The sequence below is a fragment of the Acidovorax sp. MR-S7 genome, from assembly GCF_000400995.2.
Lineage (GTDB): Bacteria > Pseudomonadota > Gammaproteobacteria > Burkholderiales > Burkholderiaceae_C > MR-S7.
Genome location: NZ_DF238921.1, coordinates 1 through 25,457, shown reverse-complemented (window position 1 = coordinate 25,457; position 25,457 = coordinate 1). Strand labels below are relative to the sequence as shown.

Below are 25,457 nucleotides of genomic sequence, written 5' to 3'. Positions count from 1 at the left end.
TACCATTCAGTTCGGAGACCGCATCTCCGTCAATTGAAGTCCGACCCGTTTACACAAAAATTCGGACACGCCCAGCGCATGCAGACCTGTGGAAATCTTGGCCTTGCCCAGTCTGGCATTTGCGTCGACCAAAGGCAGGCTTTCCAGGCGTGGGAAAAATTGGAGGCCCTGTGTCGAAATACAAAAGGTATGTTGGCCACGGATGATCTGGCTGCCCCGAAATTTGCGCACATGCATCCTGCGTTCTGCGCGCCAGTGAAAACCGTGGTCCTCGAATGCGAAGATGCCATCCACCATCGTCTGCTCTGCACTCAGCGCGTTTCCATGGCCGCTGGTGAGCACGAGGCATGTGCAGGACATGGCACTCACCAGGCTCTGCAGTTCATGGACGAACTGGCGAACGGAATCGTTGGCCATCGACTCCAGCCTGTCGACTACCAAGCCATCGATCACCAGCAGCGATGCGCGGTAACGCATCAGCTCCCCGCGCAGCAGGCTCACGACGGCCTTCAGCCCGCCTTGCTCGAACTCGCGGTAGCCGCTGACGTAGAAAACCCTCGCACTCACCTCCTGCTGATCGAAAAAGATCTGCTGCTCCATGTGTTGCAGCATGCGAGCGTGGGACTCTGCCAGCATGGTGACGTACAGCGTGCGGATCTCGCGCCTGGCAAGGGTGTACGCAATCTGGTTGGCCAATGTCGTCTTGCCGACTCCCGGGGGGCCTTCGAAAATGTAGACTCCTCCCTCGAACAACCCGCCGTTGAGTATCTCGTCCAGGCCGTCGACAAGGGTGGGCATGCGTTTCATTTGTAGTGATGTGGTGTTGTTGTAAGGTCCGCTCGTGCACACTGCGGGCATGGGTAGAAGATCGTTGCAGTTCTGATTCTAGCGGAGCATAGGCTCTGCGGAATGGTGAAACAGCTTGCTCGCTCTGACTCTTGAAACGAAATTAACTCATTTCTTCGATTGCGATTTTGTTTTTCACTCTTTGGGAGTGACTGCTAATTGAAAAAATATTTGCTTTATTGGCTGCGGAGTTGTTTGTCAAATAAAAGATTAAAAATAAGCTTCTGATTGCCAACCTCTAATGTTGAGCTCCTTAGGAAATCAAGGTCATTTTCCCGGCGGCATCGTATGCGCCACATCAGCAAACAAGGAACACTAATCCGTGGCCTCTGCCAGTGCCCTGGTGTGGATGCGGCGCGATCTGCGCTGCGACGACCACGCTGCCCTGTACCACGCGCTGCGCCGCTTTGAGCGGGTGTATTGCGCTTTTGTATTCGATACCGGCATCCTGGAGGCGCTTCCAAGCCGTGAAGACCGGCGTGTGGAGTTCATCCATGCCAGCGTCCTGGCGTTGGACGACGGCCTGCGCCAGCTTGCCGCGTGCAGCGGTGCACCCGGCGGCGGGCTGATCGTGCGCCATGGCCCGTCGCAGGAATGCATTGTTCAATTGGCATGCAGCCTGGGCGTGCAAGAGGTATTGGCGAACCGCGACTACGAGCCCGGGGCCATCGCCCGCGACCGGCGCATCGCCGAGGCCTTGCGCACGGTGGGGATCGCTTTCAGCGACTACAAGGACCAGGTGCTGCTCGAGTGCGACGAGGTGCTGACCGGGCAGGGCCAGCCTTACAGCGTGTTCACGCCTTATAAGCACGCCTGGCTGCAAAAGCTCGATGCCTTCCAACTCAAGCCCTATCCGGTGGAACGCTATGCCCGTCATCTGGCAGCTCTTCCCGCGGGCGAGCGGCTACCGCCGTTGGCAGAGCTGGGCTTTGTTCCCACCAACCTGGGAGCGCTTCCTCTGCCTGCCGGCATGCATGGCGCTCGGCAACTGCTGCAGGACTTTCTGCCGCGCATGGCGGCGTACAAGGAAGCGCGCGATTATCCGGGGCGCCGCGGGGTGTCCTATCTTTCGGTGCATTTGCGGTTCGGAACCCTATCCATCCGCCAGGTGGCCGCGCTGGCCGTTCAGCAGGCTGCCCAGGGCTGCGAGGGCGCGCAGGCCTGGCTGTCCGAGCTGGCATGGCGCGACTTCTATTTCATGGTGCTGTGGCATCACCCCCACGTGGTCGCGCAGTCCTTCAGGCCTGCGTACGACGGCATCCAGTGGGACGAAGCGCCGGAGCTCTGGCAGGCCTGGTGCGATGCCCGCACCGGCTACCCATTGGTCGATGCGGCCATGCGCCAGTTGCACGAGACGGGCTACATGCACAACCGCTTGCGCATGGTGGTGGCGAGTTTCCTGACCAAGGACCTGGGCATCGACTGGCGGCGGGGAGAGCGCTACTTTGCCGAGTACCTGAACGACTACGACCTGGCCGCCAACAACGGTGGCTGGCAGTGGGCCGCCTCCACGGGGTGCGATGCGCAGCCGTGGTTCCGCATCTTCAATCCGGTGATGCAGTCGCAGAAGTTCGATCCGCAAGGCCGCTTCATTCGCCGTTACCTGCCGGAGCTGGCCCGTGTGCCGGACAAGCACATCCATTTTCCCGCGGCCATGAAGCCGGCGGAGCTGCAGGCCTGCGGCTTGCAGTTGGGAGTGGACTATCCGATGCCCGTGGTCGACCACGCCAGGGCTCGCCAGCGGACGTTAATGCGCTTCTCGCTGATGCTGCAGAGCGGAGGGTGAACCGATGCGATGGTTGCGCTACAGTGAACGCAGAACCATCACAGGCCGTCCTATGCCATTCAAGAAACCCCTTGCGATCCTGCTGGCCTGCACCCTCGTGTTGCCGGCCGGTCCCGCACATGCCAATGAGCAGATGGTGGAACTGGTGTCCAGCGGCTGGTACCAGTCCTACCGCCTTCCGGACGATGTGGAGCAGGTCGAACTGGCGCAGCAACTGTCCGGCGACTGCAGCTTCAACCGCAACTGGGGCTACGACATCGGCCGCAAGGACCTGTGGGTGACGAACGGCTGTGGTGGGCGCTTCCGCGTGGTCACGCGCGCAGGCAGCCAGACCTCCGGTGGGGACAACACCGGCGCCTGGATCGCGGGGGCTGCCGTCGCGGCCATCGCGGGGGCGGTGATCCTGGCCAACAGGCACGACCGCGACAAGGACCGCGACGACGGGCGCTACCCCGACTACCCTCCGCAGCAGGGGCCGGCCCCTTGGCGGGGGCAGGAGATCCGGGGCCAGAACGGACTGTGCCTCGATGTCGCCGGCGGTTTGCGTGCGGGCAATGCCTTGAATGTCTACCAGTGCACGGGCGCCGAGAACCAGCGCTTCGCCTGGACCCGGCAAGGCGAGATGCGTGTGGGTGACCTGTGCCTCGATGTGGCGCAGGGCAGCACGCGCCAGGGAGCGCGGGTGATCGCATGGCAGTGCCGGAACCAGCCCAACCAGCAATGGGAGTGGAGCGGAGGGCAGATCCGCAGCCTCTACACGGGCATGTGCCTGGACATCGAGGGCGGTCGGGCGAGGCCCGGGCAGCCGGTCGTCATGTGGCCCTGCGCGGGCTCCAGCAATCAGCGGTGGCGCTAGCGGTGCTAGCTAGCGCGCCAGCAGCGCGTCGATTGCCAACAGGTCATCGGCAGTGAGCGTGCCGGCGGCCTGCTTCAGGCGCAATGAGCCTGTGAGCACGTTGTAGCGTGCCTGTGCGAGGTCGCGTTTGGTCTGGTAGAGCTGGCTTTGGGCGTTGAGCACGTCGATGTTGATGCGTACGCCGACCTCGTAGCCCAGAAGATTGGCGTCCAGCGCACTTTGGGTGGATGCCTCGGCCGCCTGTAGCGCGTGCACCTGTCCCAGGCCGGACTGCACTCCGAAGAAGGCCGCGCGCGCGGCCTGCGCGGCGTTGCGGCGCGCGTTGTCCAGGTCCGCCTGGGCTTTCTCTTCGAGGGAAAGCGTTTCCTTCACCCGGTTCTGCACCGCGAAGCCTGCGAACAGGGGGAGGTTCAAGGCCACTCCCACGCTGGCGACGTTGGCACGGGAGTGGATGCCGGGCAGGGTGACCGTGCCGTTGGGTGTGCGCTGTACTGTGTAGCCCGCCTGCAGGTCCACGGTGGGCAGGTGGCCTGTCTCGGCCTTGCGGGTTTCGAGGCGCGCCACGTCCAGGGCGAGGGCCGCCTGGCGGACCAGGGGCTGCGTGTCTTCGGCGGTGCGCACCCAGGTGCCCACGTCGGCGGGCTGCACGGCGGGCAGCGCGACGGGCTGCGCGAGAGGCAGGGGAGCGGTTCCGGCCCGGCCCACGAGCTGGTCCAGCGCCAAGCGCTTGACACGCAGGTCGTTCTCTGCGGCGATCTCCTGGGCTACCACCAGGTCGTGCCGTGCCTGCGCTTCACGCGAATCGGTCACCGTGGCATTACCGACCTCGAAGTTGCGCCGGGCGGCCGCCAGCTGCTCGCCGACGGCGGCCTTTTGCGCCTGCACGAACGCCAGCGTGTCCTGGGCGGCCAGCACGTCGAAATAGGCCTGGCTCACGCGCACCAGCAGGTCCTGCTCCGCGCCGTCGAGCTGGGCGCGTGCCAGATCGACGCCGCGCTGCCCCTGCTCGAACGTGATGCGGTTGGCGGGGCGGTACAGGGGCTGAGAGGCTGCAACGCCCAGCGTTTGCGTGGGGGCGTGCAGATCGATGGGCGGGCGGCTCACGTCGGTGCGGCCGTAGCTGGCGCTGCCGGTCAGGGCGGCACTGGGCAGCAGGCCCGCGCGGGCCTGTTCGGCCCGGCTCGCGGCGGCTTCGTACTGGGCCTTGGCAGCCTGCCAGGGCGCATCGTAGCCACGCGCGAGCTGCGCCAGCTCGGCCAGGCTCTGGGCCTGTGCGCCGGTGGCGGCGGCCCAGGCGGCGCCCACGGCCAGGGAGACGGAGAGAAGCCGCTGCAGTGAAGTCATGGCGTCCTTCAGGGGAGTTGACGTGATCGTGGCGAGGGGCTGCGGCCATGCACTGGCCGCAGGCCAAGCGTTCAATAGCGTGGAACGGACGGGTCGCATTCATGCGACCACGCGTCGATGCCGCCCGTGATGTTGGCCACTTGCTCGAAGCCCTGCTGCGCCAGGAAACCGGCCACCCGCAGGCTGCGCATGCCGTGGTGGCACAGGCAGGCGATGGGGCGGGCAGGGTCCAGCTCGTCCAGCCGCCCCGGGATCTCGCCCATCGGGATGGCCACGAGCTCGAATCCCTGCGGCGCGACGCTGGCCGTCTGGCGCTCCCACGGTTCGCGCACGTCCAGCAGCAGGGGGAGCGATGGCCCGTTGGCAGCGATCCATTCGGCAAGCTGGGCAGGGCGGACGTGGTCGATCATGCGTTGTACCTGAAGGAAGCCGGCGTCAGAACCGGAAGGAGGAGGGTTCCGGGAAGTTGCGCAGGCGCGAGGTGACCACGTCCCAGGGCCGGGTGGTTTCGAAGCGGTCGCCCGTGCGGCGCACGAAGGTGGCGCGCATCATGGGCTGTTGGCCGACGATGGCGCCCAGGCGGCCGCCTTCGCGCAGCAGCGACAGCAGCTTCTGCGGCACCTCGGCCACGGAGCCGCTCAGCACGATGACGTCGAACGGGCCGTCGGGAATGGGGTCGAGTGCGCCGTCGGCCTGGCGCACCTCGGCGTTCTGGATGCCGGCGCTGCGCAGGTTCTCGCGGGCGAACTCCACCAGCTCGGGCACGATCTCCAGCGTCACCACGCGTTCGGCGCTACGGGCCAGCAGGGCGGCCATGTAGCCAGAACCCGCGCCGATCTCGAGCACACGGTCGGTCGGCTTGACCTGCAGGTCCTGCAGCATGCGCGCCTCCACGCGCGGCGCCAGCATGTGCTGGCCCAGGCGCATGGCTTCCTCGGTGGCGCTGTTCAAGGGGATTTCCATGTCCGTGAAGGCCATCCCCTCGTAGCTGGGCGGCACGAACTCCTCGCGGCGCACGGCGGACAGCAGCTCCAGCACGCCCTCGTCGAGCACGTTCCACGGGCGGATCTGCTGCTCGATCATGTTGTAGCGAGCCTGCAGGGCGCAATTGCTGGTGTCGAAGGACGTGTTCAGGGGCAAGTTCATGGAGTACTCCGGACGCGGGTCACTGTGGGTCAGACAAACCCATGATTCTAGGCCGGCCGCACCTGAGCCGGCCGCACCAGCAGGCCCTGCAGCACGTTTTCCGCCTGCAGGCGGATGTACTCCTGGGGCGAGAACTTGTCGGGGTCCGGGATGCACAGCGACATCGACGGCTGCGAGAACATCAGGAACATCAGGGGCGCGAGCACCAGGTAGATGGCGTGGTCCAGGTCCAGCGCGCGGAATTCGCCCCGGTCGATGCCGCGCTGCAGGATGCGCCGCACCAGCCGGTGGCCCGGCTCCACCACCTCCTGGCGGTAGAAGCGGGCGATCTCGGGAAAATTGTTGGCCTCGCTCAGGATGAGCTTGCCCAGGCCCGAGGCCTTGGTGGAGCCCACGCGCTCCCACCAGCTCTGGAAGCAGTATTCCACCAGCTCGCTGCTCGTTCCCTCGAAGGTCTCCAGCTCCAGGTCCCATTCCGCGAAGCGGCCGGCGATGTTCTGGCGCACCACGGCCTTGAACAGGTCTTCCTTGCTCGGGAAATAGAGGAACAGCGTGCCTTTGGAGACTCCGGCGCGGACGGCGACCTCGTCCACCTTGGTTGCGGCGAAGCCTTTCTCCACGAACAGGTCCAGCGCCGCCTCGAGCAATTCGCCGGGGCGGGCTTCCTTGCGGCGGCCACGGCGTGGCGGCGCGGGCGGGACGGAGTCGGGGAGGGTGGTGGGCATGAAATTAATGACTGACTGGTTAGTAATATACCAACCGCCCATGGCAGCGTCAAACGTGCCTGCGCTGCCTTGCCTATGATGGGGGCCCCAACAAAGCCAGCGAGGCCAACCATGTCCACCCTGCAGAGCATCACCCTGGGCGGAGGGTGCTTTTGGTGCACCGAGGCGGTGTTCGACCGCGTGCGCGGCGTGACCGACGTGCAAAGCGGCTACGCCAACGGCGACGTGGCCGAGCCCACCTACGAGCAGGTATGCACGGGCCGCACGGGCCATGCCGAAGTGGTGCGCGTGACCTTCGACCCGGACCAGATCGGCGTGCGCGAGCTGCTGGAGATCTTCTTCGCCACGCACGACCCGACCACCCTCAACCGCCAGGGCAACGACGTGGGCACGCAGTACCGCAGCGGCATCTACTACACCGACCCCGCGCACCGCGCCGTGGCCGAGGACATGCTGCGCGAGATGGGGCAGGACAAGCTCTTCGGCGCCCCCATCGTCACCGAAGTGCAGCCGCTGGCGAGCTACTGGCCTGCCGAGGACTACCACCAGGACTACTACGCGCACCATCCCCACCAGGGCTACTGCGCCTTCGTGGTGCTGCCGAAGGTGGAGAAATTCCGCCAGACTTTCGCGCGCCATCTGAAGCCCGGGGCCTGAATACTGCGCTATCCTCCCAGGCCCTTTGCCCGGCTCTCCCTCCGAGGGCGATGCAAGGGGTTCAACCCGGAGAAAACACCATGAAACCATGGATCGCCCTCGCGCTGCTGGCGTGCGCCGCGGCCGTGCAGGCCGAGGAGCACAGCGAGAAGCAGACGCGGGCCGACATCGAGCGCCACCGCGCCATGGCCGCCGCGCACGAGGCCGCAGCCAAGTGCCTGGAAGCCGGCAAGGGCCACGAGGCCTGCCGCAGGGAGCTGCAGGCCGCCTGCAAGAACCTGGCGATCGGCAAGTACTGCGGCATGAAGCACGTCCACTGAGCCCGTCCTCCTTTCCGTGACTCTCTCCCGCCCCCCCGCACTGCCGCAGCAACTGCGCCGCCATCTGGTCCTGGCGTGGCTGCTGCTGGCGCTGGTGCTCGCGCCGACGCTCGGCCGCATGCACCAGATCGTGCACGGCGTCCCCGCCTTCGCGGCGGGGCATGCGCATGCGGCAGGGGAGGGCACGGCGCACCAGGCGCTGGACACGCTGCATGCGCTCTTCGCGGGCCACAGCAGCGCCGACTGCCAGGTGCTGGACCAGCAGACGCTGGGCGGCGCCTTGCTCGCCCAGGCGCTGCCGCCCGTGCAGGCTTCGCCCCAGGAGCCGCCGGCCGCTCCGCCGGCCCAGGCGCCCGCACTGCGGCGCCTGGCGGCCTTCCACGCCCGCGCGCCGCCCCTGCGCGCCTGAGGCCATTGCGCCTCGCGGAGCCCCGCACCCGAAGCCGGTGCTCCCTCAATACTCCCATTTCGATAGCTGCCAGCGCTTGATGGACAAGCGCTAGCGCCGGTTTTCATTAGATTTTCTCGTGTGCCGCAAGGCGCGGGAGCGCACGCGTGCGCCGTCCCGTGCCGCGGCACGCATGGATGGCATTACCCATGACAAGCTTTGTTTTCCCCCCTTCCGCTCCCGGCGTGCGCCGGCCCCTGGCCTGCGCGGTGCTGCTGGCCCTGGCCCCGGCCGCGCCAGCGGTGCTGGCGCAAACGGCCGGCCAGGCGCCCGCCGCGCTACCGGAGGTCACCGTCTCCGCCAGCGGCCTGCAGCTCGGCGTGTCCGAGCTGACGCAGCCCGTGTCCGTGCTCGAGGGCGACACACTGGTGCGCCGCCGCGAAGCCACGCTGGGCGAAAGTCTGGAGGGGGAGCCCGGCATCACCGGCAGCCACTTCGGCGCCGGGGCCAGCCGCCCCGTGATCCGCGGCATGGACGGCCCGCGCGTCAAGATCCTCTCCGACGGTGCGGAGCTGCACGACGCCTCCACCGTCAGCCCCGACCACGCCGTGGTCTCCGAGCCGCTGCTGGCCACCCAGGTGGAGGTGCTGCGCGGCCCCTCGGCGCTGGTGTACGGCGCGGGCGCCGTGGGCGGCGTGGTCAACGTGCTCGACGGCAAGGTGCCCACCGCCGTGCCCGAGAAGGGCATCGAGGGCCAGGCCGAGCTGCGCGCCGGCACCGGCGCGCGCGAGAAGGCCGGGGCCTTCGCCCTCACGGGCGGCGCGGGCCACTTCGCCGTGCACGTGGAAGGCGCTGCGCGCGACGCGGGCGACTACCGCGTCGGCAGCGGCTGGAGCGGGGGCACGCGCGTGCCTGGCAGCTTCAACCGCACCGACACCGGCAGCGTGGGCCTGTCGTGGGTCGGCAGCCGCGGCTACCTGGGCCTGGCCTTCACGCGCCAGACCGCCAAGTACGGCCTGCCCGGCCACAACCACGACTTCGAGGGCTGCCACACCCATGGCGACCACCTGCACTGCGGCGGCCACGGGCATGGCGACGAGGACGGGCACGGCCATGACCACGATCACGACCACGAGGAAGGCGGCGTGCCCGTGGTGGACCTGCGCAGCGAGCGCGTGGACCTGCGCGGCGAGCTGCGCAACCCGTTCGCGGGCTTCGAGACGCTGCGCCTGCGCGCGGGCACGACCGACTACGTGCACGACGAGGTGGAGGGCGGCGCCGTCGCCACCACCTTCAAGAACAAGGCCAACGACCTGCGCCTGGAGCTGCAGCATGCGCCCGTGGCCGGGCTGCGCGGCCTGGTGGGCGTGCAGGGCTCCGAGCGCAAGTTCAGCGCGCAAGGCGAGGAGGCCTACGTGCAGCCCACGCGCACGCGCCGCTGGGGCCTCTTCGTGCTGGAGGAATACCGCATCGGCGACTGGCGCATCGAGGGCGCGCTGCGCCACGACCGCCAGACCGCCGAGGCGCAGGACAGCGGCGTGGAGCGCAGCCACAACGGCACCTCGGCATCGCTGGGCACGGTGTGGCGCTTCACGCCCGGCTATGCGCTGGGCGCGAGCCTCACGCGCGCCAGCCGCGCGCCCACGGCCGAGGAGCTGTACGCGCGCGGCCTGCACATGGCCACCGCCACCTACGAGCGCGGCGATGCGGACCTGCGTGCCGAAACCTCGCGCAACATCGACCTGAGCCTGCGCAAGACCAGCGGCCCCACCACCTTCGACGTGACCGTGTTCCGCAACAGCATCGGCAACTACATCTACGGCCGCACGCTGGACGAGCATGATGGCCTCCAGTTGCTGCAGTACAGCCAGGCCGACGCCACGTTCACCGGCGTGGAAGGCCGCGTGCGCCACGCCGTCACTCGCAATTGGGGCGTGACGCTGTTCGGCGACAGCGTGCGCGCGCGGCTGGACGAGGGCGGGCGCCTGCCGCGCATCCCGTCCGCGCGCGTGGGCCTGCGGCTGGATGCGAACTGGCAATCCTGGGAGGGCGAGATCGAGTGGCTGCAGGTCGCTCGCCAGAAGCGCGTGGCCGCGTTCGAGACCCCCACGCCCGGCTACGGCATGCTCAGCCTGGGCGTGGCCTACAACGGCCGCACCAGCGGCGGCACGCCGTGGCAGGTGTACCTGAAGGGACGCAACCTGACCGACCGGCTGGCCTACTCGCACGTCTCCTTCATCAAGGATGCGGCACCGCTGGCCGGGCGCAACGTGACCCTGGGGGTGCGCGTGGCGTTCTGACGCAGGCCGCCGAAAGACCGCGCGCCGCCGTGCGGCAAGGTTGCCGTTGCGGCGGAGCGCGGCTACCATGCGCGGCCATGCCGCTCGCCGCATCTTCCTTCCGCACGCCCTCGCGCACCCGCGCGGGGGCCGCGGTGCGCGAGATCTGGCCATACAAGCCAGTCGCACATTCCCACGCCCGGCGATAACACCCCCCTTCTTCCACACGCGCAACACCACACCATCGCCGGGCATCTCTCCGATGCGCGATGGCGGGGGCCGCGCGGGCGCAGGCGCGGCCTCCCTGGAAAGGACCGGGCTGCCGCATGGAATTCACCAAACAGTTTCTTCGGGCCAAGAACCCGTGCGCCAACGGCTTCCGCTGGTTCGTGCGCCACATCGAGGACGGCGTGGGCTACCAGCACGCACTGGACACGCTGGTGCAGGCCGGGCGGGTCGAGGATGCGCTGTGGCTGCTGCGGCAGTTCGGCCCCACGAACACGGTGCTCAGCGTGGACAGCCTGGAGGCGCAGGACCTCGTGTTCGCGGGCACGGTGCTGGTGCGCTCAGTCATCGACGTGGAAGGCGTGCTCCATGCGGGCCGCTCCATCCAGGCCGGTGGCGGCATCCGTTGCGGCGGCGCGCTCGCTGCGGGCGAGGACATCCGCGCGGGCGCGCACATCCGCAGCCAGGGCGCCGTGCACTGCGGGGGCGACCTGCGCGCAGGCTGGGGCGTCGAGGCGCAGGACGCGGTGACCTGCGGCGGCGAGCTGCGCGCCGCGTGGGACGTGGTCTGCCAGGGCGCGCTGCGGGTGGGCGCGGGCGCCTCGGTCGGCCAGGACCTGCTCGTGCAGGGGCCCATCGACTGCGGCAAGAGCCTGCGCGTGGGCGGACACCTGAACGGGGCGGACAGCCTGCGCGCGGCGCAGGGCATCGTCGTGGGCGGCGCCATCACCGGCGTGACGCACGTGGAGGCGGGCTGGGGCATCAAGGCCGGGGAGTCCATCGAGGCCCACGGCGCCATCAAGGCGGGCGAGAGCCTGAGTGCGGGCGATGCGATCCGGGCGGGCGAAGGCTACGGCATCTTCGCCGGACTGAGCGTGCAGGAGGACGCCTGGGACACCAGCGCCCAGGTCTGGGCGCGGGACCTGCCCGCCGGCCTGCGCAGCGGCGTGTGGATGGGGGCATGCGCGGTATGAAGCCGGCTGCGGCCCTGCGTTCTATCCATATGCATGAAATAGGCCTCCAGCGCTTATGTGGCAAGCGCTGCCAGCTATCAAATAAGTAGTTTTCGCAGCGGGCGTGCCTGCGCGGGCGCCTACACTGGCGCCCGCTTCCCTTTCCGCGCCCGCCGTGCTGTCTTCCGTTCTTCTGCCCCTGGTTCCCGTCATCCTGTGCATCGGCCTGGGCTTCGTCACCGCCCGTGTGGGGTGGGTGCGGGCCTCGGCCATCCCCGATCTGTCGAACCTCGTGTTCCTGGTGCTCACGCCGGCGCTGCTGTTCCGCACCATGGGCCAGGTGCGCCTGCAGGAGCTGGACTTCCAGCCCGTGGCGCTGTACTTCGGGGCGGTGGCGCTGCTGTTCGCGCTCACGCTGGCCTTCACCCGTTTTTCCACGCGGGCGGCGGCGCGTGCGCTGGCGCACACCTTCGGCAACCTGGTGATGATCGGCGTGCCGCTGGTAGGCCTGGTCTACGGGCCGCAGGGCCTGGTGACGCTGTTCACGCTGGTGTCGCTGCATTCGCTGGTGCTGCTCACGGCCGCCACGCTGGTGTTCGAGCTGGCCGAGGCGCGCGAGCTGCAGCGCTCGGGCCAGGCGGAACCCCGGCCCATGGCCCACACCGTGTGGCAGGCCGTGCGCAACAGCATCATCCACCCGGTGCCGCTGCCCATCCTGGCCGGTCTGCTGTACGCGCAGACGGGCTGGACGCTGCCGCAGGCGCTGGACAAGCCCCTGCAGGTGGTCGGCTCCGCGCTGGGGCCCATGGCGCTGCTGCTGGTGGGCATCGCCCTGGCGCACACGCGCATCGGCGCGCACTGGCGCGACGCGGTGCGCATCGCCGCCGTGAAGAACCTCGCTCTGCCGGTGGTGCTGGGCCTGATGGCCTGGGCGCTGGGCCTGTCGGGGCCCGCCATCGCGGTGATGTTCACCGCCGCTGCCATGCCCGTGGGCGCCAACGTGCTGCTGTTCACCCAGCGCTACCGCGTGATGCAGGACGAGGTGTCTTCCTCCATCGCCATCTCCGCCGCGCTGGCGCTCGTCACGCTGCCGGCAGCGCTGCTGCTCGCGCAGGGGTTCATGCGCTGATCAGGGCGCCAGGCGCTCGCGCACCCAGGCGCCGCCTTCCTGCCGGTAGCGCAGCCGGTCGTGCAGGCGGCTCTTGCGGCCCTGCCAGAACTCCCACTGGCCGGGCTGGAGGCGAAAGCCGCCCCAGTGCGGCGGGCGGGGGGGCTTGAGCAGGAACTGCGCGCCGTACTTGGCCGCGTTGGCCACCAGCACGCCGCGGCCGCTGATCACCTGGCTCTGCGGGCTGGCCCAGGCGCCGATGCGCGAGTCGAGCGGGCGGCTGTCGAAATAGGCGTCGCTCTCCGCGTCGCTCACCTTTTCCACCACGCCTTCGATGCGCACCACGCGCTCCAGCTCCACCCAATGGAACTGCAGCGCCGCATAGGGGTTGCCTGCGAGCTGGCGGCCCTTGCGGCTGTCGTAGTTGGTGAACCAGACGATGCCGCGCTCGTCGTAGCCCTTGATGAGCACGATGCGCGTGCTCGGCCGCAGGTCGCTGCCCACGGTGGCCAGGGTCATGGCGTTGGGCTCGGGCACCTGGGCGGCCAGGGCTTCCTGCAGCCACTGGTCGAACTGGCGCAGCGGGTCGGCGTGGGAGGCGTCTTCGCCGAGCTCGGCGCGCTCGTAGCTCTTGCGCAGGTCGGCGATGGAGGAGGAGAGGGGGCTGCTCATGCGGGCGATTGTGCCCGCATGGGCGGGAGGGCGGTCAGCGCGCCGTGATCACGGCGCACGCCAGGCGCGCGCCGGCGTTGCCCGTGGGCTGGGTGACGTAGTCGTCCGGCGCGGCGTGCACGATCAGCCCGCGCCCGACGATGTTGGTGGCGCCGGAGCCCACGCTGATGCTGCGCGACTCGAAGTTGAACGTGGCCACGCCGCTCGCGTCCGCGCGCAGGCTGGGCAGGTCGCCCGTGTGGTGCGTGCCCTGGCCGTGGCGGCCGTGCGGCGCGCCGGTGGGGTTGAAGTGGCCGCCCGCGCTGTTGCCGTCGCCTCTGGAGCAATCGCCCTTCTCATGGATGTGGAAGCCGTGCTCGGAGCCCGGCTTGAGGCCGCTGACCTCGCCGCTCACGCGCACGGCCGCGCCGCTTTGCACGAAGCGCACCATGCCCTGCGCGGTGTTGCCCCGCGTGGGTTCGAGCCGCGCGGTGGCCGAGGGCGCGGAAGCGGTCGATGCGCAGCCCGCGAGCGCGAGGACGGCGGCCGCCGCGGCGGCAGTGGGGAAGGGGCGAAGGAACATGCGGCTCTCCTGCTGGTTGAAAGCCGCCAAGCTACCCTGGTTCGCGCGCCAGCGCAATCAGACGGGCGAGCGCCCTGTCGCGGATGCCCATGCGCAGCAGCTCGGCATGCGTGGCCTCGGCATAGTCGCGCGTGGTGCCGTACAGGCCGCTCGCCTGGGCGAAGATGCGGCGGTAGTCCTCGTCGGCCAGCACGCCCGTGTGGCTGGGACTCTTGGGCGAGAGCGTGAAGGCCAGCGCCGTCACCGTGCCCTGCGGCGTGCGGCAGGGCAGCCAGCGCGGGTCGTACACGCCCAGCACCATCTCGCGCTGCCAGAGGTTGGTCATGACCTGCGGGGCGTGCGCGCGCTCCACGCGGAAGGCCGTGCCCCGGCAGCTGCCGCCGGGCAGCATGCCGAAGACCAGGCCCGGGCACTCGGGCGTGCCGCGGTTCACGCGGCTCCACATCTTGAGCGCGCGGTGCCAGCCGTGCACCCTGGCGTCGCGCCGCTCGGCGTGGTCGAAGTCGGGCCGCCAGATCAGCGAGCCGTAGCCGAAGATCCACAGGTCGCATCCCTGGCGCTCCCATTGCGCCAGCGTGTGCTGGAGCATCGGGGCCGGATCACGCAGGGGGCCGGGAAGGGCGGCAGGCACGGGCATGGCGAGACTCTACAATCGACGGGTTTTGTCCAACGCACCCATTATTCACGGGAGTCTCCATCATGTCCTTCAACAGCTCCGACGACGATAGCCAGCAGCGCTTCGCACTCGGGTTCCTCTTCGCCCTGATCGCGCTGGTGGTCTCCACCGTCGTGGGCGTGGTCGTCTACAAGCGCGGCATCGCGCACGCGCCCGTGCAGGCGCCCGCCGCCGCAGTTGCAGCCCCCGCTGCCGCGCCCGGCGTGGTGGTGACCGAGGACGTGGCGACCGTGGTGGTGGAAGGCGGCGTGGTCAAGTTCTTCTTCGCCACGGCCAAGGCCGAGCTGGCCCCTGGCGCCAACGAAGCGCTGGCCGATGTGGTCAAGGGCGTGGCCGAAGGCAAGACGGCCCAGATCTCGGGCTTCCACGACGCCACGGGCGACCTGGCGCTGAACCAGGAGCTGGCCAAGCAGCGCGCCCTGAACGTGCGCGAAGCGCTCAAGGTCCTGGGCGTGGCCGAGGACAAGGTCGAGCTGAAGAAGCCCGAAGTGACCCAGGCCAGCGGCAGCAACGCCGAGGCCCGCCGCGTGGAAGTGATCCTGGTGCCCTGAGGCGCACTTTCCGCTGCAAGAAAAGCCCGGCATCGCCGGGCTTTTTTCATGGAAGAAAATGGCCGCTAGCGCTTGCTGGACAAGCGCAGGCAGCTATCAAAGCAGGAGTCATGGCGTCTGCAGCCGCTGCAGCAGTTCCCGCGTCGCGTAGCCGTCGGCCGGCAGGCCCAGGCTCTGCTGGTAGCGCCGCACGCCCGCGCGCGTGGCGGGGCCGGCCACGCCGTCGGGCGTGCCGGTGTCCATGCCGCGCGCATTGAGCAGCTCCTGCAGTGCCTGCACCTCGCCGCGCGACAGCGGCTGCAGGTCGCGCGGCCAGGGCGTGTGCAGGCCGGCGCCGCCGTCGATCTGGCGCGCGAGCAGGCCCACGGCCAGCGCGTAGTTCACCGAGTTGTTGTAGCGCAGCAGCGCGCGGAAGTTGGGGCCGACGAGCACCGCCGGGCCGCGCGCACCCGCGGGCGTGAGGACGCTGGCGCCCTGCAACGCGGGCAGCGGGCCGCCGTCCACGCCGCGCACGCCCTCGGCAGCCCAGGCCGCGCCGTCCTGGCGCACCGTGAGTTCGGCGCGTGCGTAGTCGAAGCCGGGCGGCAGCAGCACCTCCACGCCCCAGGGCTCGCCCGCGCGCCAGCCCGAATGCTGGAGGAAATTGGCCGTGGACGCGGCCACGTCGGGCACGCTGCCCCAGATGTCGCGGCGGCCGTCGCCGTCGGCATCCACGGCGTGGGCCAGGAACACCGAGGGCAGGAACTGCGTGTGGCCCATGGCGCCGGCCCAGGAGCCGATCATGGCGTCCGCCGCGATGTCGCCCTGGTCGACGATGCGCAGCGCGGCCAGCAGCTCGCCGAGCGCCCAGTCGCGGCGGCGGCCGTCGTAGGCCAGCGTGGCGAGCGCATCGACCGTGCGGAAACTCCCGAAGTTGCGGCCGTAGTTGCTCTCCATGCCCCAGATGGCCGTGATGACGCTGGCGGGCACGCCGTGGCGCCGGGAGGCGGCGTCGAGCGCGGCGGCGTGGGCGCGCAGCTGCTCGCGGCCCTGGGCCACGCGCTGGGGCGAGACGGCGCTGTCCAGATACGCCCAGGGCGGGCGGGTGAATTCGGGCTGGGCGCGGTCCAGCTCCACCACGCGCGGCTGCCACTGGGCGTGGCCCAGCGTGGCCTCCAGCGTCTGCGGGCGGATGCCGGCCGCCAGCGCCTCCTGCGCGAAGGCCTGGACCCAGGCGTGGAAGCCGGCAAGCGTCGCGGCCAGGCCGCTGGCGGCGGGCGCCTGCGGTGCTGGCGGCGGAGCGGGCACGGGCGCCGGTACGGGCGCAGCCGCCACCGGCGGCGGTGTGGAAGGCAGGGGGACGGGAGCAGGGGGCGGGGCCGGCGGCGTGGCACAGCCTGCGAGGACCGCCAGGCTCACGGCGGTGGGCAAAAGCAGAGAACGCATGGCGCCCATTGTGACGGCGCGGGCCATGCATACTCGGGCTTGGCTTTGTTTCCGGCTGCAACCGTTCCCTCATGCACACCTTCCTCTGGCACGACTACGAAACCTTCGGCGCCGACACGCGCCGCGACCGTCCCGCGCAGTTCGCAGCCATCCGCACCGATGCCGACCTGAACGAGATCGGCCAGCCGCTGATGTTCTACTGCCAGCCCGCGCCCGACTACCTGCCCAGCCCCGAGGCCTGCCTGATCACCGGCATCACGCCGCAGCTCTGCCTGGAAAAGGGCGTGCCCGAGCACCAGTTCGCCGCCCGCATCGAAGCCGAGCTGGCCCGGCCCGGCACCATCGGCGTGGGTTACAACACCATCCGCTTCGATGACGAGATCACGCGCTTCATGTTCTGGCGCAACCTCATCGATCCCTACGCGCGCGAGTGGCAGAACCAGTGCGGCCGCTGGGACCTGCTCGACGTGGTGCGCATGACCTACGCGCTGCGCCCGGACGGCATCGAATGGCCGCGGCACCAGAGCGGCGAGATGAGCGGCAAGCCCAGTTTCAAGCTCGAACACCTCACCCAAGCCAACGGCATCGCGCACGAGGCGGCGCACGACGCGCTCTCGGACGTGCGCGCCACCATCGCCCTGGCGCGGCTGATCCGCGACAAGCAGCCGCGCCTGTTCGACTTCGCGCTCTCGCTGCACAAGAAGGACCGCGTGGCGGCCGAGCTGCGCCTGCCCGCATCGCAGCAGACGGCGCGGCCTTTCCTGCACATCTCGGGCATGTTCAGCCCCGAGCGCGGATGCCTCGCCGTGATGTGGCCGCTCGCGAGCCACCCGGTCAACAAGAACGAACTGATCGCCTGGGACCTGGCGCACGACCCCTCCGAACTCGCGCGCCTGGATGCCGCCGCCATCCGCCAGCGCCTGTTCACGCGCACGGGCGACCTGCCCGAGGGCGTGCAGCGCCTGCCGCTCAAGACCGTGCACCTGAACAAGTCGCCCATGGTCGTGGGCAACGTGAACACGCTCGCGCCCGCGATGGCCGAGCGCTGGCAGATCGACCTGGCCACCGCCGCGCGCCATGCCGAGGCCGCCCGCGCGCTGCCCGACATGAGCGCCATCTGGGCCGAGGTGTTCCAGCGCGAGGCCGCAGGCCCGGTGGACGTGGACCAGGACCTGTACGGCGGCTTCGTCGGCAACGAGGACCGCCGCCGCCTCGCGCGCCTGCGCGCGCTGCCGCCCGAGGAGCTGGCGCGCGAGCGCCCTGGCTTCGACGACGAGCGCCTGGGCGAGCTGCTGTGGCGCTACCGCGCACGCAATTTCCCGCAGACCCTCACGCCCGAGGAGCACGAGCGCTGGGAGGAGCACCGTGCCGCCGTGCTCATGGAAGGCGAGGGCGGCGGCCTCACGTTCGACGCGCTGTTCGAGCGCCTGGACACGCTGGGCGAGCAGGCCGACGAACGCGCGAACGAGCGGGACCAGGCCATCCTGGGCGCCATCTATGACTACGCCGAAAGCATCGCCCCCGGCATGTGACGCGGGCGCGCTGATCGACTGGGCGCGGCGCCACCCGCGCCTGTTCGTCATCACCGGCGCGGGCTGCAGCACCGAGGCGGGCATCCCCGACTACCGCGACGAGAACGGCGACTGGAAGCGTCCGCAGCCCGTCACCTACCAGGCGTTCATGGGCGAGGAGGCCACGCGCCGCCGCTACTGGGCGCGCAGCCTCGTGGGCTGGCCCATCATGGGCAACGCCCGCCCCGGCGCTGCGCACCGCGCATTGGCGCAGCTGGAGCGCGCAGGCCGCATCGCGCTGCTGCTCACGCAGAACGTGGACGGCCTGCACCACGCGGCGGGCAGCCAGCGTGTGATCGACCTGCACGGGCGCATCGACACCGTGCGCTGCATGGCCTGCGAGGCGCGCATGCCCCGCGCCGAACTGCAAGCCGAGCTGCTGCGCCGCAACCCCGCCTGGGCGGCATTGCAGGCCAGCGCCGCACCCGACGGCGATGCCGACCTGGAGGGGCGCGACTTCTCCCGCTTCGACGTGCCGCCATGCCCGCGCTGCGGCACCGGCGTGCTCAAGCCCGACGTGGTGTTCTTCGGCGAGGCCGTGCCGCGCGAGCGCGTGGAGGCGGCCCACGCCGCCCTGGCGCGCGCCGATGCGGTGCTGATCGCGGGCTCGTCGCTCATGGTGTATTCGGGCTTCCGCTTCGTGCAGGCGGCGGCCGAACGCGGCCTGCCGGTGGCGGCCGTCAACCGCGGGCGTACGCGCGCCGACGGGCTGCTGGCGTTCAAGCTGGAGGCGGACGTGGGCGGCGCTTTGGAAAAATTGTCGACCTGACGGCTTTGTGTGCTGCTATTTCAGAACTTTGGTCAGTTCGGCATGGATGGCCTGTGCGATGAGTGCATTGCCTTTGTCGCCAAAATGGAATTGATCCAAAAATATGTCGTTCTGCGCATCAGATTTGTCGAATATCCCTGAAATATCGACAAACTTGAAGTTCTTCAAGTCGATTTGGGCCAAGGTGGATCTGATGCTTAAATAGCAGGCCTGATAATAATCCTTGGATGATGTCAGGAATGCACTCTCGCGGTGGCTCAATTGTTTTTGAGTGACGGAAAGTGTGGGCTGCAGAAAGAAAACCCAATTAACTTTGGCCCTCTCAAGGGACAGGGCCCCGAGTCTGATATTTTTTTCTAAGCGGTAGGCAACTGTCTCTGGCGAAATCTTTTCTGCCGCAGGGGTAGCGTGGGATAGAGCCGGAATTTCCTTTCGTCCGCTGATTTTTAATGCGTCGTTGGCCAAGATTGCATAGTAGTCATCAGCAAAGGTAGAGAACCATAATACGTTTCTACCTGCATCTGCCCAGAAGACGTCATTATTGCCAGAAAGTGAAATGACCAGATCTGGCTGGAGTTCCGATAGATAGTTCTCGATGCCGATGCGTTCATGGGTGGACGACCATGCCGGGTTGGCGAACGTGAATACCTCGTAGTGAGAGGATTCGCCTTTATTTAGCAGGGTTTCGAGAATACTCCCAATGATTTTTTCTTGACTGGGTGCTCCTGACCCATAAGCGGTCGACCCGCCGGTAAGAAAAATTCTGTACACATTGTCTGGTTTCGGCAGCGCAAGTTCCTTTTGGCTGCGCATTTGCCAAGAATTGATGTGGGCATTGTGGTGCTGGCCCGGAGAAGGAGCGGTTCCTACAAAGGGTGTTAGCTGATTGGGAACGGACCAACTGATGACGTCAGGATTGACGGAGGCATCGCTGTATGCCGTGTGAAATTTGCTGCGTTGCTCCTGGTTCAACTGAGGAACCGACAAGGCCCCTGTCAGTGTTTCTGCGCGCTCAAAGAGTTGGATGAATTTATCGGTTTTTGCCGATATGGCGTACCTTGCGGCAAAGTATCCTGATCCAGCGATCATGCATAGGAATAGTGTTGGCAGAAGAATATATAGAAATTTCTTCATTCTTTAGAAGAGAGTATATATGAATGGTGCTATGACAGAGCCTTGGCTGAAAATAATCAGGCCACCCAGGAGTAATAAGACGACAAGCACAGGGATTAATGCGTAGCGCCGATGCTCGCGCAAAAATAGAATGAGTTCCTTGATGAGTTCGAGCATTAGAATTGTCGCTCCATGTGGTCAGGTTTCCGGGGGGATTTTTCCGTCCTGTATGTCTTGAGCCGAGGATCCCATTTCTTGTCCAGGGTGTCTTTTCCTAGGGTGCGCATTAAAAATCCCAGCGGAGAGAAAATGAGGATGAAAACAGCCCCCAAGATGATTCTGGTGTTGATCCAGCCCAACACATCGGACAGACGCATCCAGAATTTGTAAGGAAGCTTCAGCGAAGCTGGGTAGATCACTGCAAGGGCAAAAAATCCAAGTGCAATGATCCATGGCCAGCGAGGCCATGAGAAAGACCATAGCCACGGAAAAAAGATGCCAAAGAATAGTCCAATGAATCCACCCATTACATAGCCAAACTTGCGTAGTTCGCTGGGGCTTGTTTCTGTTTTGATATGCATTTTTTCGGTCAATCCAGTGCAATAGCCCCTTTGGGGCGATAGGATTTATGCAAGGCTTGGTCATTCTTAGCCAAGACGACGTTGCCCAGTACTAAATAGTCCATATCCGTACTCATGAAGCAGCGATAGGCATCTTCGGGCGTGCATACGATAGGTTCGCCACGAACGTTGAACGAGGTGTTTACGAGAATCGGGCAGCCTGTCAGTCGTTCGAATTCATCCAAAAGCCGATGAAATTCGGGGTTGTCAGTCTGGTTTACCGTCTGAACTCTGGCTGAATAATCTACATGGGTCACAGCCGGGATACTGGAGCGCACTTGGTGCAACTTATCCAGGCCGGTTAGCCTGGTATCCGGCCGGATTTGGATATCATCACGCACATTAGCAACGAAAAGCATATATGGGCTTGTCGTGTCCAGATCGAAGTATCTGCCTACGGATTCTTCCTTGATCGCAGGTGCGAATGGTCGAAAGGATTCTCTGAATTTTATTTTTAAATTCAACTGCGATTGGATTGCAGGCGAGCGCGGGTCGGCCAATATGGACCTCGCTCCAAGCGCCCTCGGACCGAACTCCATCCTGTTTTGAAACCACCCCACAACCTTCTCGTCCGCGAGCAGCTTGGCCACCGTGACACAAAGATCTGATTCTTCCAGGATCTCGAATGTGGCGCCCAATCTGGATAGCGTATTGACGACCTCTTCTTGGCCAAACTTCGGTCCCAGCAATGAGCCTCGCATTTCATCCGCTTGGCCACTGGAATGGTGCCGCTTCTGGTTTCGAAACTTGTAATAGGCAGCCAGGGCGGCGCCGGGGGCGCCGCCGGCATCTCCTGCCGCAGGCTGAACCCATATGTTCTTGAAAACTCCTTCACGGAGCAGACGGCCATTCGCGACGCAATTCAGTGCAACTCCACCGGCTAGGCATAAATTCTCTTGCCCTGTCTCCTTGTGAAGTTGTCTAGCCAATTTCAGTACCACCTCCTCGGTGACTTGTTGAATGGAGGCGGCAATGTCCATTTCGCGCTGCGTGGGCGTAGATTCGGGATCTCGTGGTGGGCCATCGAATAACCTGGAGAAATTCCGGTTTGTCATGTGCAAGCCGGTGCAATAATCAAAATATTCCAAGTTTAGCCGAAATGACCCATCTTCCTTGATGTCTATGAGATTATCGAGGATAAGATTTTTATATTTTGGATTGCCATAGGGCGCCAAGCCCATAAGCTTGTATTCTCCAGAATTGACCTTGAATCCAAGATAGTAAGTGAATGCTGAATACAGCAATCCGAGCGAGTGCGGAAAATCGATTTGCCATAAGGAATCCAAACTCCCTCCGCGGCCGAGCCACGCGGACGTGGTGGCCCACTCGCCCACGCCATCGAGGCAAAGCACTGCGGCATTCTCATAGGGACTTGGATAGAAGGCAGAGGCCGCATGCGACTCGTGGTGTTCGGCAAACAGGATCGGGGGCAGGTCGGCTTCCCGGCAATCGAGCAGGCTTGCCAACTCCTGTCGGAGCGTCTTCTTCAAATATAGCTTTTCTTTGAGCCATACAGGCACTGCGGCGATGAACGATTGAAACCCCCGGGGGGCGTAGCTCAGATAAGTGTCAAGCAGTCTTTCGAACTTGAGAATGGGCTTATCGTAGAAGGCAATGGAGTCCAGGTCGCTGACTTTAATTCTGACCTCTTGCAAGCAATATCGGGCAGCCATTGCAGGAAATCGGGCATCATGTTTTATTCTTGTGAATCGCTCTTCTTGTGCCGCTGCGACGATTCTGCCTGACTGTACCAGCGCCGCTGCACTGTCATGGTAGTAGGCAGAGATTCCTAATATGTTCATGATTATGATTTTTGGGCCATGCCTCTAAGGCAGAATAGAGCTTGGTGAGGGTTCTGTGAGTGTGTGCTGTTCCGCTACAGCTGAGTTTCATGCTTTAGATGGGATTTTCTTTGGGAAATTTTTGAAAGTGCCAAGTGAGAGTATGCCTTCTCTCCTAGATGCATCTGTCCGTGCATATTGAAATGCACGCCATCTTTTTCGGTAGTGAAATCATCGGTTTCCACTAGCTTCACAAGAGCTAAATCTCTGCTCAACCTCTCTTGTGCGAGGCGCACTTGTTCTCTATATATCCAAACTGGATTGTTTTGAATTTTTGCAAGGACAACAGGGATGTCACGGCTGTTTGAGCATCCTCTTGCATAAACCTGGTCTCTGAATGCATTAATGAACCTGTTCATGTTGGTTTCGTAATTTTTTGCAGATTCCCAGTTTAAAGAATCAGTTTCACCTTGCACCAAAAGTAATCCGGAAACTCGGAGTTTTGCAGAGTTTTTTCGAGAATTATATGCATCTGAAATCATAGTCATCAGCTGATTAAAAAGCCGCCCGGAAGATGGGTTCCAATTATCCTCTGCTGGGGTGTATGCCAACCCGGTTCCGGCAACTGCTAATTTTACGATATAGTGATCGTGCGGTGTCTGATTACTAAGAAGCTCAGCAATTTTGAGTTCCGGGCCAAAATAATTCACGACAGATGGAGGTTCCGCATTTTTATAACCAAAACCAGGCTGCGCCGTATGCCATGCCGCATGGGATGGCCAATAAGTATGATGACTTTTCGACTGCAGTGCATCATCCATGCCATGAAGCTCCGTATGATATCCATATACGCCATATATCTTAACGTTTGGATAGCTTATGCTTTTATTTTTTTCGCCTTCAATAGAAGCTAACCCCACTGCGTTGGACTGTCCTGCTATGACATAAAGCTCTCTCTCTGGAGCAAAGGGATTGGCTCTAAAGGTTAAACAGGGCTGAACAATGTGGGCGCTGCTGCCATAGAGAAGGAATATGATAAAAAAAATTGCAATAACTCTAGGTATTTGATGGCTAATGGCTATCATCCGTTTCATTGTTTGATTATTTTTTGAACTGTATGGATTGATATTTATAATAAAAGGAGCTTTGCATAATATTTTATTAAATGCCATGAATACCCACTCGCTCCGCAGGGCTTGCCTGTGATGGAGAGCGATATTATTGAGTAGTTCAGTCAGTATGGGACGTCGTTGCTTGTAATGCTATACTTTTTGAAGCGGTAGGGGGTGTCTACGTAAGGGCTGGAGTCGTTTTCAAATTTCTGGCGGCCCCACCAGCGGCGGCAGCGCCGCCAGGCGCGCGGCGGCCTTGTGCCCTTGCTCCACGGCGCGGCGCAGGTCGCCGAGCTGGCCCACCCACCCGTGCACGGCAGCCACGTCGAGCGCGCCCTGTGCTCCCGCGCGCAGCAGGGCGAGCTTGGCATCTTCGTAGGCCGTGTCGAACGTGGCGCGCGCGGCGTCGATGGCCGCGGGCGCGGCGCCGGCCTGCGGGTCGGCTGTCTCGAAGAAGGCCAGCGCCGCCGCGCAGGCCGGCACCAGCGCATCCAGCAGCGGCGGCTCTCCCGTGGGGCGCGGCGCGCGCAGGGCTTGCAGGCCGACCTGGTGCATCACGCGCGCCAGCGTGTCGTAGTAGGCGGCGATGCGCAGCAGCTCCGGCATCTGCGCGGCCACGTCCGATGGCAATGGCTGGCGGCCTGCTTCGCCCACGAAGGCGCCCACCTGCTGTTGTAACTGCTCCAGTGTTTGCAACTGGCGCGCCAGCCGCTCCTGGGCCTGCGGCGGGGCGGGCGGCCAGGGTAGGGCGCAAGGGGCGAGGCGCATCGCGTCCATGCCCAGGCGCATGGCCAGGTGGCCCACGCGCTCCATCTCGCGGCGCAGGGCCTGAAGCGCCAGGGTGGGCACGGCGGCCACGTTGCGGTCGAGGTAGCGGGGGCGGGCCTCGTCCTCCTCGGTGGAGCGAAAGCGCGCCTGCAGGAAGCGCACCAGCGGCCCCGACAGCGGCCACATGAGCAGCACGCCCAGCGCGTTGAAGGTGGTGTGGAAGATCACGAGCTGCGTGACCGCGTCGCCCCGGCCCGTGAGCCACACGCCCACGGCGTGGATGGCAGCGAGCAGCGGCGCCAGCAGCGCGAAGGCCGCCATGGCCGCCACCACGTTGAACAGCACGTGCGCCGCCGCCAGGCGCCGCGCGTTGGGCGTGGCGCGCAGGGCCGCGAGGATGCCGGTGAGCGTGGTGCCCAAGTTGGCGCCGATGACGATGGCCGCGCCCGCCTCCACGGGCAGCGAGCCGCCCGCGACGGCCGTGAGCACGATGGCCAGCGTGGCCGACGAGGCCTGCAGCACCACCGTCATCAGCACGCCGATGAGCACGCCCAGCAGCCGCCCGGGCAGGTCGGCCGCCAGCGGCGGCAGCGTCTGCGGGCCCAGGCCCGTGAAGCCCTCGCGCAGCAGCTCGATGCCCAGGAACAGCACGCCGAAGCCCGCCACCGCCTGCCCCAGCGCGCCGCGCCGCGTGGCGCCGCCCGTGAGGTGCAGGGCCATGCCCAGGCCGATGAAGGGCAGGGCGAAGGCGTCCACCTTCACCGCGAAGCCCAGCCACGCCACCAGCCAGCCCGTGACCGACGAGCCCAGGTTGGAGCCGAACACCACCCACAGCGCCGGCGTGAAGCCCAGCAGCCCCGCGTTGACGAAGCCAATGGCCGCCACCGTCATCGCCGTGGACGACTGCACCAGCGCCGTGAGCGCCACGCCCGTGGCCAGGCCGTGCAGGGGCGTGCGCGTCCAGGCCGCGAGCATGCGCTCCAGCGCCTTGCCCGCCGCCAGCTTGAGCCCGCCGGTGAGCATGGTCATGCCCAGCAGGAACAGGCCGATGCCGCCCAGCAGCGTGCCGGCGGAGACGAGGGGAGTGGCGGAGGTCAATGCTTTCTTTTTGATAGCTGGCTGCGCTTGCCATGAAAGCGCTGGAGCCGGATTTTATTGGTATTCTTGCGCCCGCACCCCGTCCATGAAAGCGCCCGCCATGCCC

Annotated in this window: 26 protein-coding genes; 11 read left to right on the top strand and 15 right to left on the bottom strand. The window is 65.8% G+C overall.

The annotated features are described in order from the left end of the window. Positions 1–6: 6 nt before the first annotated feature. Positions 7–798 (bottom strand): ATPase domain-containing protein, encoded by a 792-nt coding sequence (locus tag AVS7_RS11185; protein ID WP_020228477.1) that lies wholly within the window; start codon positions 796–798, stop codon positions 7–9. Positions 799–1,195: 397 nt separating this feature from the next. Here AVS7_RS11185 and AVS7_RS11180 point away from each other — a divergent pair, with 397 nt between their 5' ends. Then, positions 1,196–2,632: a deoxyribodipyrimidine photo-lyase gene (locus AVS7_RS11180; RefSeq protein WP_034690673.1), complete on the top strand. Its 1,437-nt coding sequence runs from the start codon at positions 1,196–1,198 to the stop codon at positions 2,630–2,632. Between the two features lie 52 nt (positions 2,633–2,684). Beyond that, positions 2,685–3,488 carry a lectin gene (locus AVS7_RS11175; protein ID WP_020228475.1) on the top strand — a complete coding sequence of 268 codons (804 nt, stop codon included), beginning with the start codon at positions 2,685–2,687 and terminating at the stop codon, positions 3,486–3,488. 9 nt (positions 3,489–3,497) lie between these two features. Here AVS7_RS11175 and AVS7_RS11170 read toward each other — a convergent pair whose 3' ends face one another. From AVS7_RS11170 to AVS7_RS11155, 4 genes are all read right to left on the bottom strand, one after another. Continuing rightward, entirely contained in the window at positions 3,498–4,832 is a 1,335-nt protein-coding gene (locus AVS7_RS11170) for a TolC family outer membrane protein (RefSeq protein WP_020228474.1), read from the bottom strand. A 71-nt stretch (positions 4,833–4,903) separates the two neighbouring features. Continuing rightward, positions 4,904–5,242, bottom strand: coding sequence for a rhodanese-like domain-containing protein (locus AVS7_RS11165; RefSeq protein ID WP_020228473.1), 339 nt, complete (start codon positions 5,240–5,242; stop codon positions 4,904–4,906). A 25-nt stretch (positions 5,243–5,267) separates the two neighbouring features. Continuing rightward, complete coding sequence (locus AVS7_RS11160) at positions 5,268–5,978, bottom strand: protein-L-isoaspartate O-methyltransferase (protein ID WP_020228472.1); 711 nt, start codon at positions 5,976–5,978, stop codon at positions 5,268–5,270. A 47-nt stretch (positions 5,979–6,025) separates the two neighbouring features. Further along, on the bottom strand, positions 6,026–6,703 hold the full coding sequence (locus AVS7_RS11155; protein WP_024001364.1) for a TetR/AcrR family transcriptional regulator: 678 nt from the start codon (positions 6,701–6,703) through the stop codon (positions 6,026–6,028). A gap of 111 nt (positions 6,704–6,814) precedes the next feature. Between AVS7_RS11155 and msrA the strand changes: the two genes are divergently transcribed. The 6 genes from msrA (at position 6,815) to AVS7_RS11125 (ending at position 12,654) form a co-directional block, all read left to right on the top strand. Further along, positions 6,815–7,360: a peptide-methionine (S)-S-oxide reductase MsrA gene (msrA, locus tag AVS7_RS11150; RefSeq protein ID WP_020228470.1), complete on the top strand. Its 546-nt coding sequence runs from the start codon at positions 6,815–6,817 to the stop codon at positions 7,358–7,360. An 80-nt stretch (positions 7,361–7,440) separates the two neighbouring features. Continuing rightward, positions 7,441–7,680, top strand: coding sequence for a hypothetical protein (locus AVS7_RS11145; RefSeq protein WP_020228469.1), 240 nt, complete (start codon positions 7,441–7,443; stop codon positions 7,678–7,680). 16 nt (positions 7,681–7,696) lie between these two features. Then, positions 7,697–8,089: a hypothetical protein gene (locus AVS7_RS11140; protein ID WP_020228468.1), complete on the top strand. Its 393-nt coding sequence runs from the start codon at positions 7,697–7,699 to the stop codon at positions 8,087–8,089. 188 nt (positions 8,090–8,277) lie between these two features. Next, the gene (locus AVS7_RS11135) at positions 8,278–10,368 is read left to right on the top strand and encodes a TonB-dependent receptor domain-containing protein (protein ID WP_034690671.1); all 2,091 of its coding nucleotides are present in this window, start codon (positions 8,278–8,280) and stop codon (positions 10,366–10,368) included. Between the two features lie 305 nt (positions 10,369–10,673). Next, positions 10,674–11,546, top strand: a complete 873-nt coding sequence (locus AVS7_RS11130; protein WP_020228466.1) for a hypothetical protein — start codon at positions 10,674–10,676, stop codon at positions 11,544–11,546. Positions 11,547–11,700: 154 nt separating this feature from the next. Beyond that, the gene (locus tag AVS7_RS11125) at positions 11,701–12,654 is read left to right on the top strand and encodes an AEC family transporter (protein WP_020228465.1); all 954 of its coding nucleotides are present in this window, start codon (positions 11,701–11,703) and stop codon (positions 12,652–12,654) included. On the opposite strand, the gene pdxH is transcribed toward AVS7_RS11125, so the two are convergent. The 3 genes from pdxH to AVS7_RS11110 are packed head-to-tail and all read right to left on the bottom strand — an operon-like array spanning position 12,655 to position 14,504. Further along, positions 12,655–13,305, bottom strand: a complete 651-nt coding sequence (gene pdxH / locus AVS7_RS11120; protein WP_020228464.1) for a pyridoxamine 5'-phosphate oxidase — start codon at positions 13,303–13,305, stop codon at positions 12,655–12,657. It lies immediately after the preceding gene. A 34-nt stretch (positions 13,306–13,339) separates the two neighbouring features. After that, positions 13,340–13,867, bottom strand: coding sequence for a superoxide dismutase family protein (locus AVS7_RS11115; RefSeq protein WP_024001363.1), 528 nt, complete (start codon positions 13,865–13,867; stop codon positions 13,340–13,342). A 31-nt stretch (positions 13,868–13,898) separates the two neighbouring features. Next, complete coding sequence (locus AVS7_RS11110; protein WP_024001362.1) at positions 13,899–14,504, bottom strand: gamma-glutamylcyclotransferase; 606 nt, start codon at positions 14,502–14,504, stop codon at positions 13,899–13,901. Positions 14,505–14,566: 62 nt separating this feature from the next. Here AVS7_RS11110 and AVS7_RS11105 point away from each other — a divergent pair, with 62 nt between their 5' ends. Then, positions 14,567–15,094, top strand: a complete 528-nt coding sequence (locus AVS7_RS11105; RefSeq protein WP_020228461.1) for an OmpA family protein — start codon at positions 14,567–14,569, stop codon at positions 15,092–15,094. Positions 15,095–15,202: 108 nt separating this feature from the next. On the opposite strand, the gene AVS7_RS11100 is transcribed toward AVS7_RS11105, so the two are convergent. Beyond that, complete coding sequence (locus AVS7_RS11100) at positions 15,203–16,519, bottom strand: lytic murein transglycosylase (RefSeq protein WP_369799101.1); 1,317 nt, start codon at positions 16,517–16,519, stop codon at positions 15,203–15,205. A gap of 71 nt (positions 16,520–16,590) precedes the next feature. Here AVS7_RS11100 and sbcB point away from each other — a divergent pair, with 71 nt between their 5' ends. Together sbcB and AVS7_RS11090 are read left to right on the top strand one after the other, a co-directional pair. Continuing rightward, positions 16,591–18,051 (top strand): exodeoxyribonuclease I, encoded by a 1,461-nt coding sequence (gene sbcB, locus AVS7_RS11095; protein ID WP_020228459.1) that lies wholly within the window; start codon positions 16,591–16,593, stop codon positions 18,049–18,051. Then, the gene (locus AVS7_RS11090) at positions 18,017–18,859 is read left to right on the top strand and encodes an NAD-dependent protein deacetylase (protein ID WP_020228458.1); all 843 of its coding nucleotides are present in this window, start codon (positions 18,017–18,019) and stop codon (positions 18,857–18,859) included. Before sbcB ends, AVS7_RS11090 begins: the two co-directional genes overlap by 35 nt. Before the next feature lie 15 nt (positions 18,860–18,874). On the opposite strand, the gene AVS7_RS24355 is transcribed toward AVS7_RS11090, so the two are convergent. The 6 genes from AVS7_RS24355 to AVS7_RS11075 all read right to left on the bottom strand — a co-directional run bounded on the left by AVS7_RS24355 (position 18,875) and on the right by AVS7_RS11075 (position 25,351). Then, a complete protein-coding gene (locus AVS7_RS24355; RefSeq protein ID WP_144425081.1) occupies positions 18,875–19,993 on the bottom strand; it encodes an SGNH/GDSL hydrolase family protein in 1,119 nt (372 codons plus the stop codon). 3 nt (positions 19,994–19,996) lie between these two features. Further along, entirely contained in the window at positions 19,997–20,149 is a 153-nt protein-coding gene (locus AVS7_RS25440; protein ID WP_020228456.1) for a DUF5989 family protein, read from the bottom strand. Continuing rightward, entirely contained in the window at positions 20,149–20,553 is a 405-nt protein-coding gene (locus AVS7_RS24350; RefSeq protein WP_034690663.1) for an SxtJ family membrane protein, read from the bottom strand. The genes AVS7_RS25440 and AVS7_RS24350 overlap by 1 nt, the downstream gene beginning before the upstream one ends. 8 nt (positions 20,554–20,561) lie before the next feature. Next, a complete protein-coding gene (locus AVS7_RS23680; protein ID WP_024001358.1) occupies positions 20,562–22,394 on the bottom strand; it encodes a carbamoyltransferase in 1,833 nt (610 codons plus the stop codon). A gap of 74 nt (positions 22,395–22,468) precedes the next feature. Continuing rightward, positions 22,469–23,545 (bottom strand): sialate O-acetylesterase, encoded by a 1,077-nt coding sequence (locus tag AVS7_RS23675; protein WP_082176450.1) that lies wholly within the window; start codon positions 23,543–23,545, stop codon positions 22,469–22,471. A gap of 141 nt (positions 23,546–23,686) precedes the next feature. Further along, positions 23,687–25,351 (bottom strand): Na/Pi cotransporter family protein, encoded by a 1,665-nt coding sequence (locus AVS7_RS11075; protein WP_020228452.1) that lies wholly within the window; start codon positions 25,349–25,351, stop codon positions 23,687–23,689. Positions 25,352–25,457: the final 106 nt, after the last annotated feature.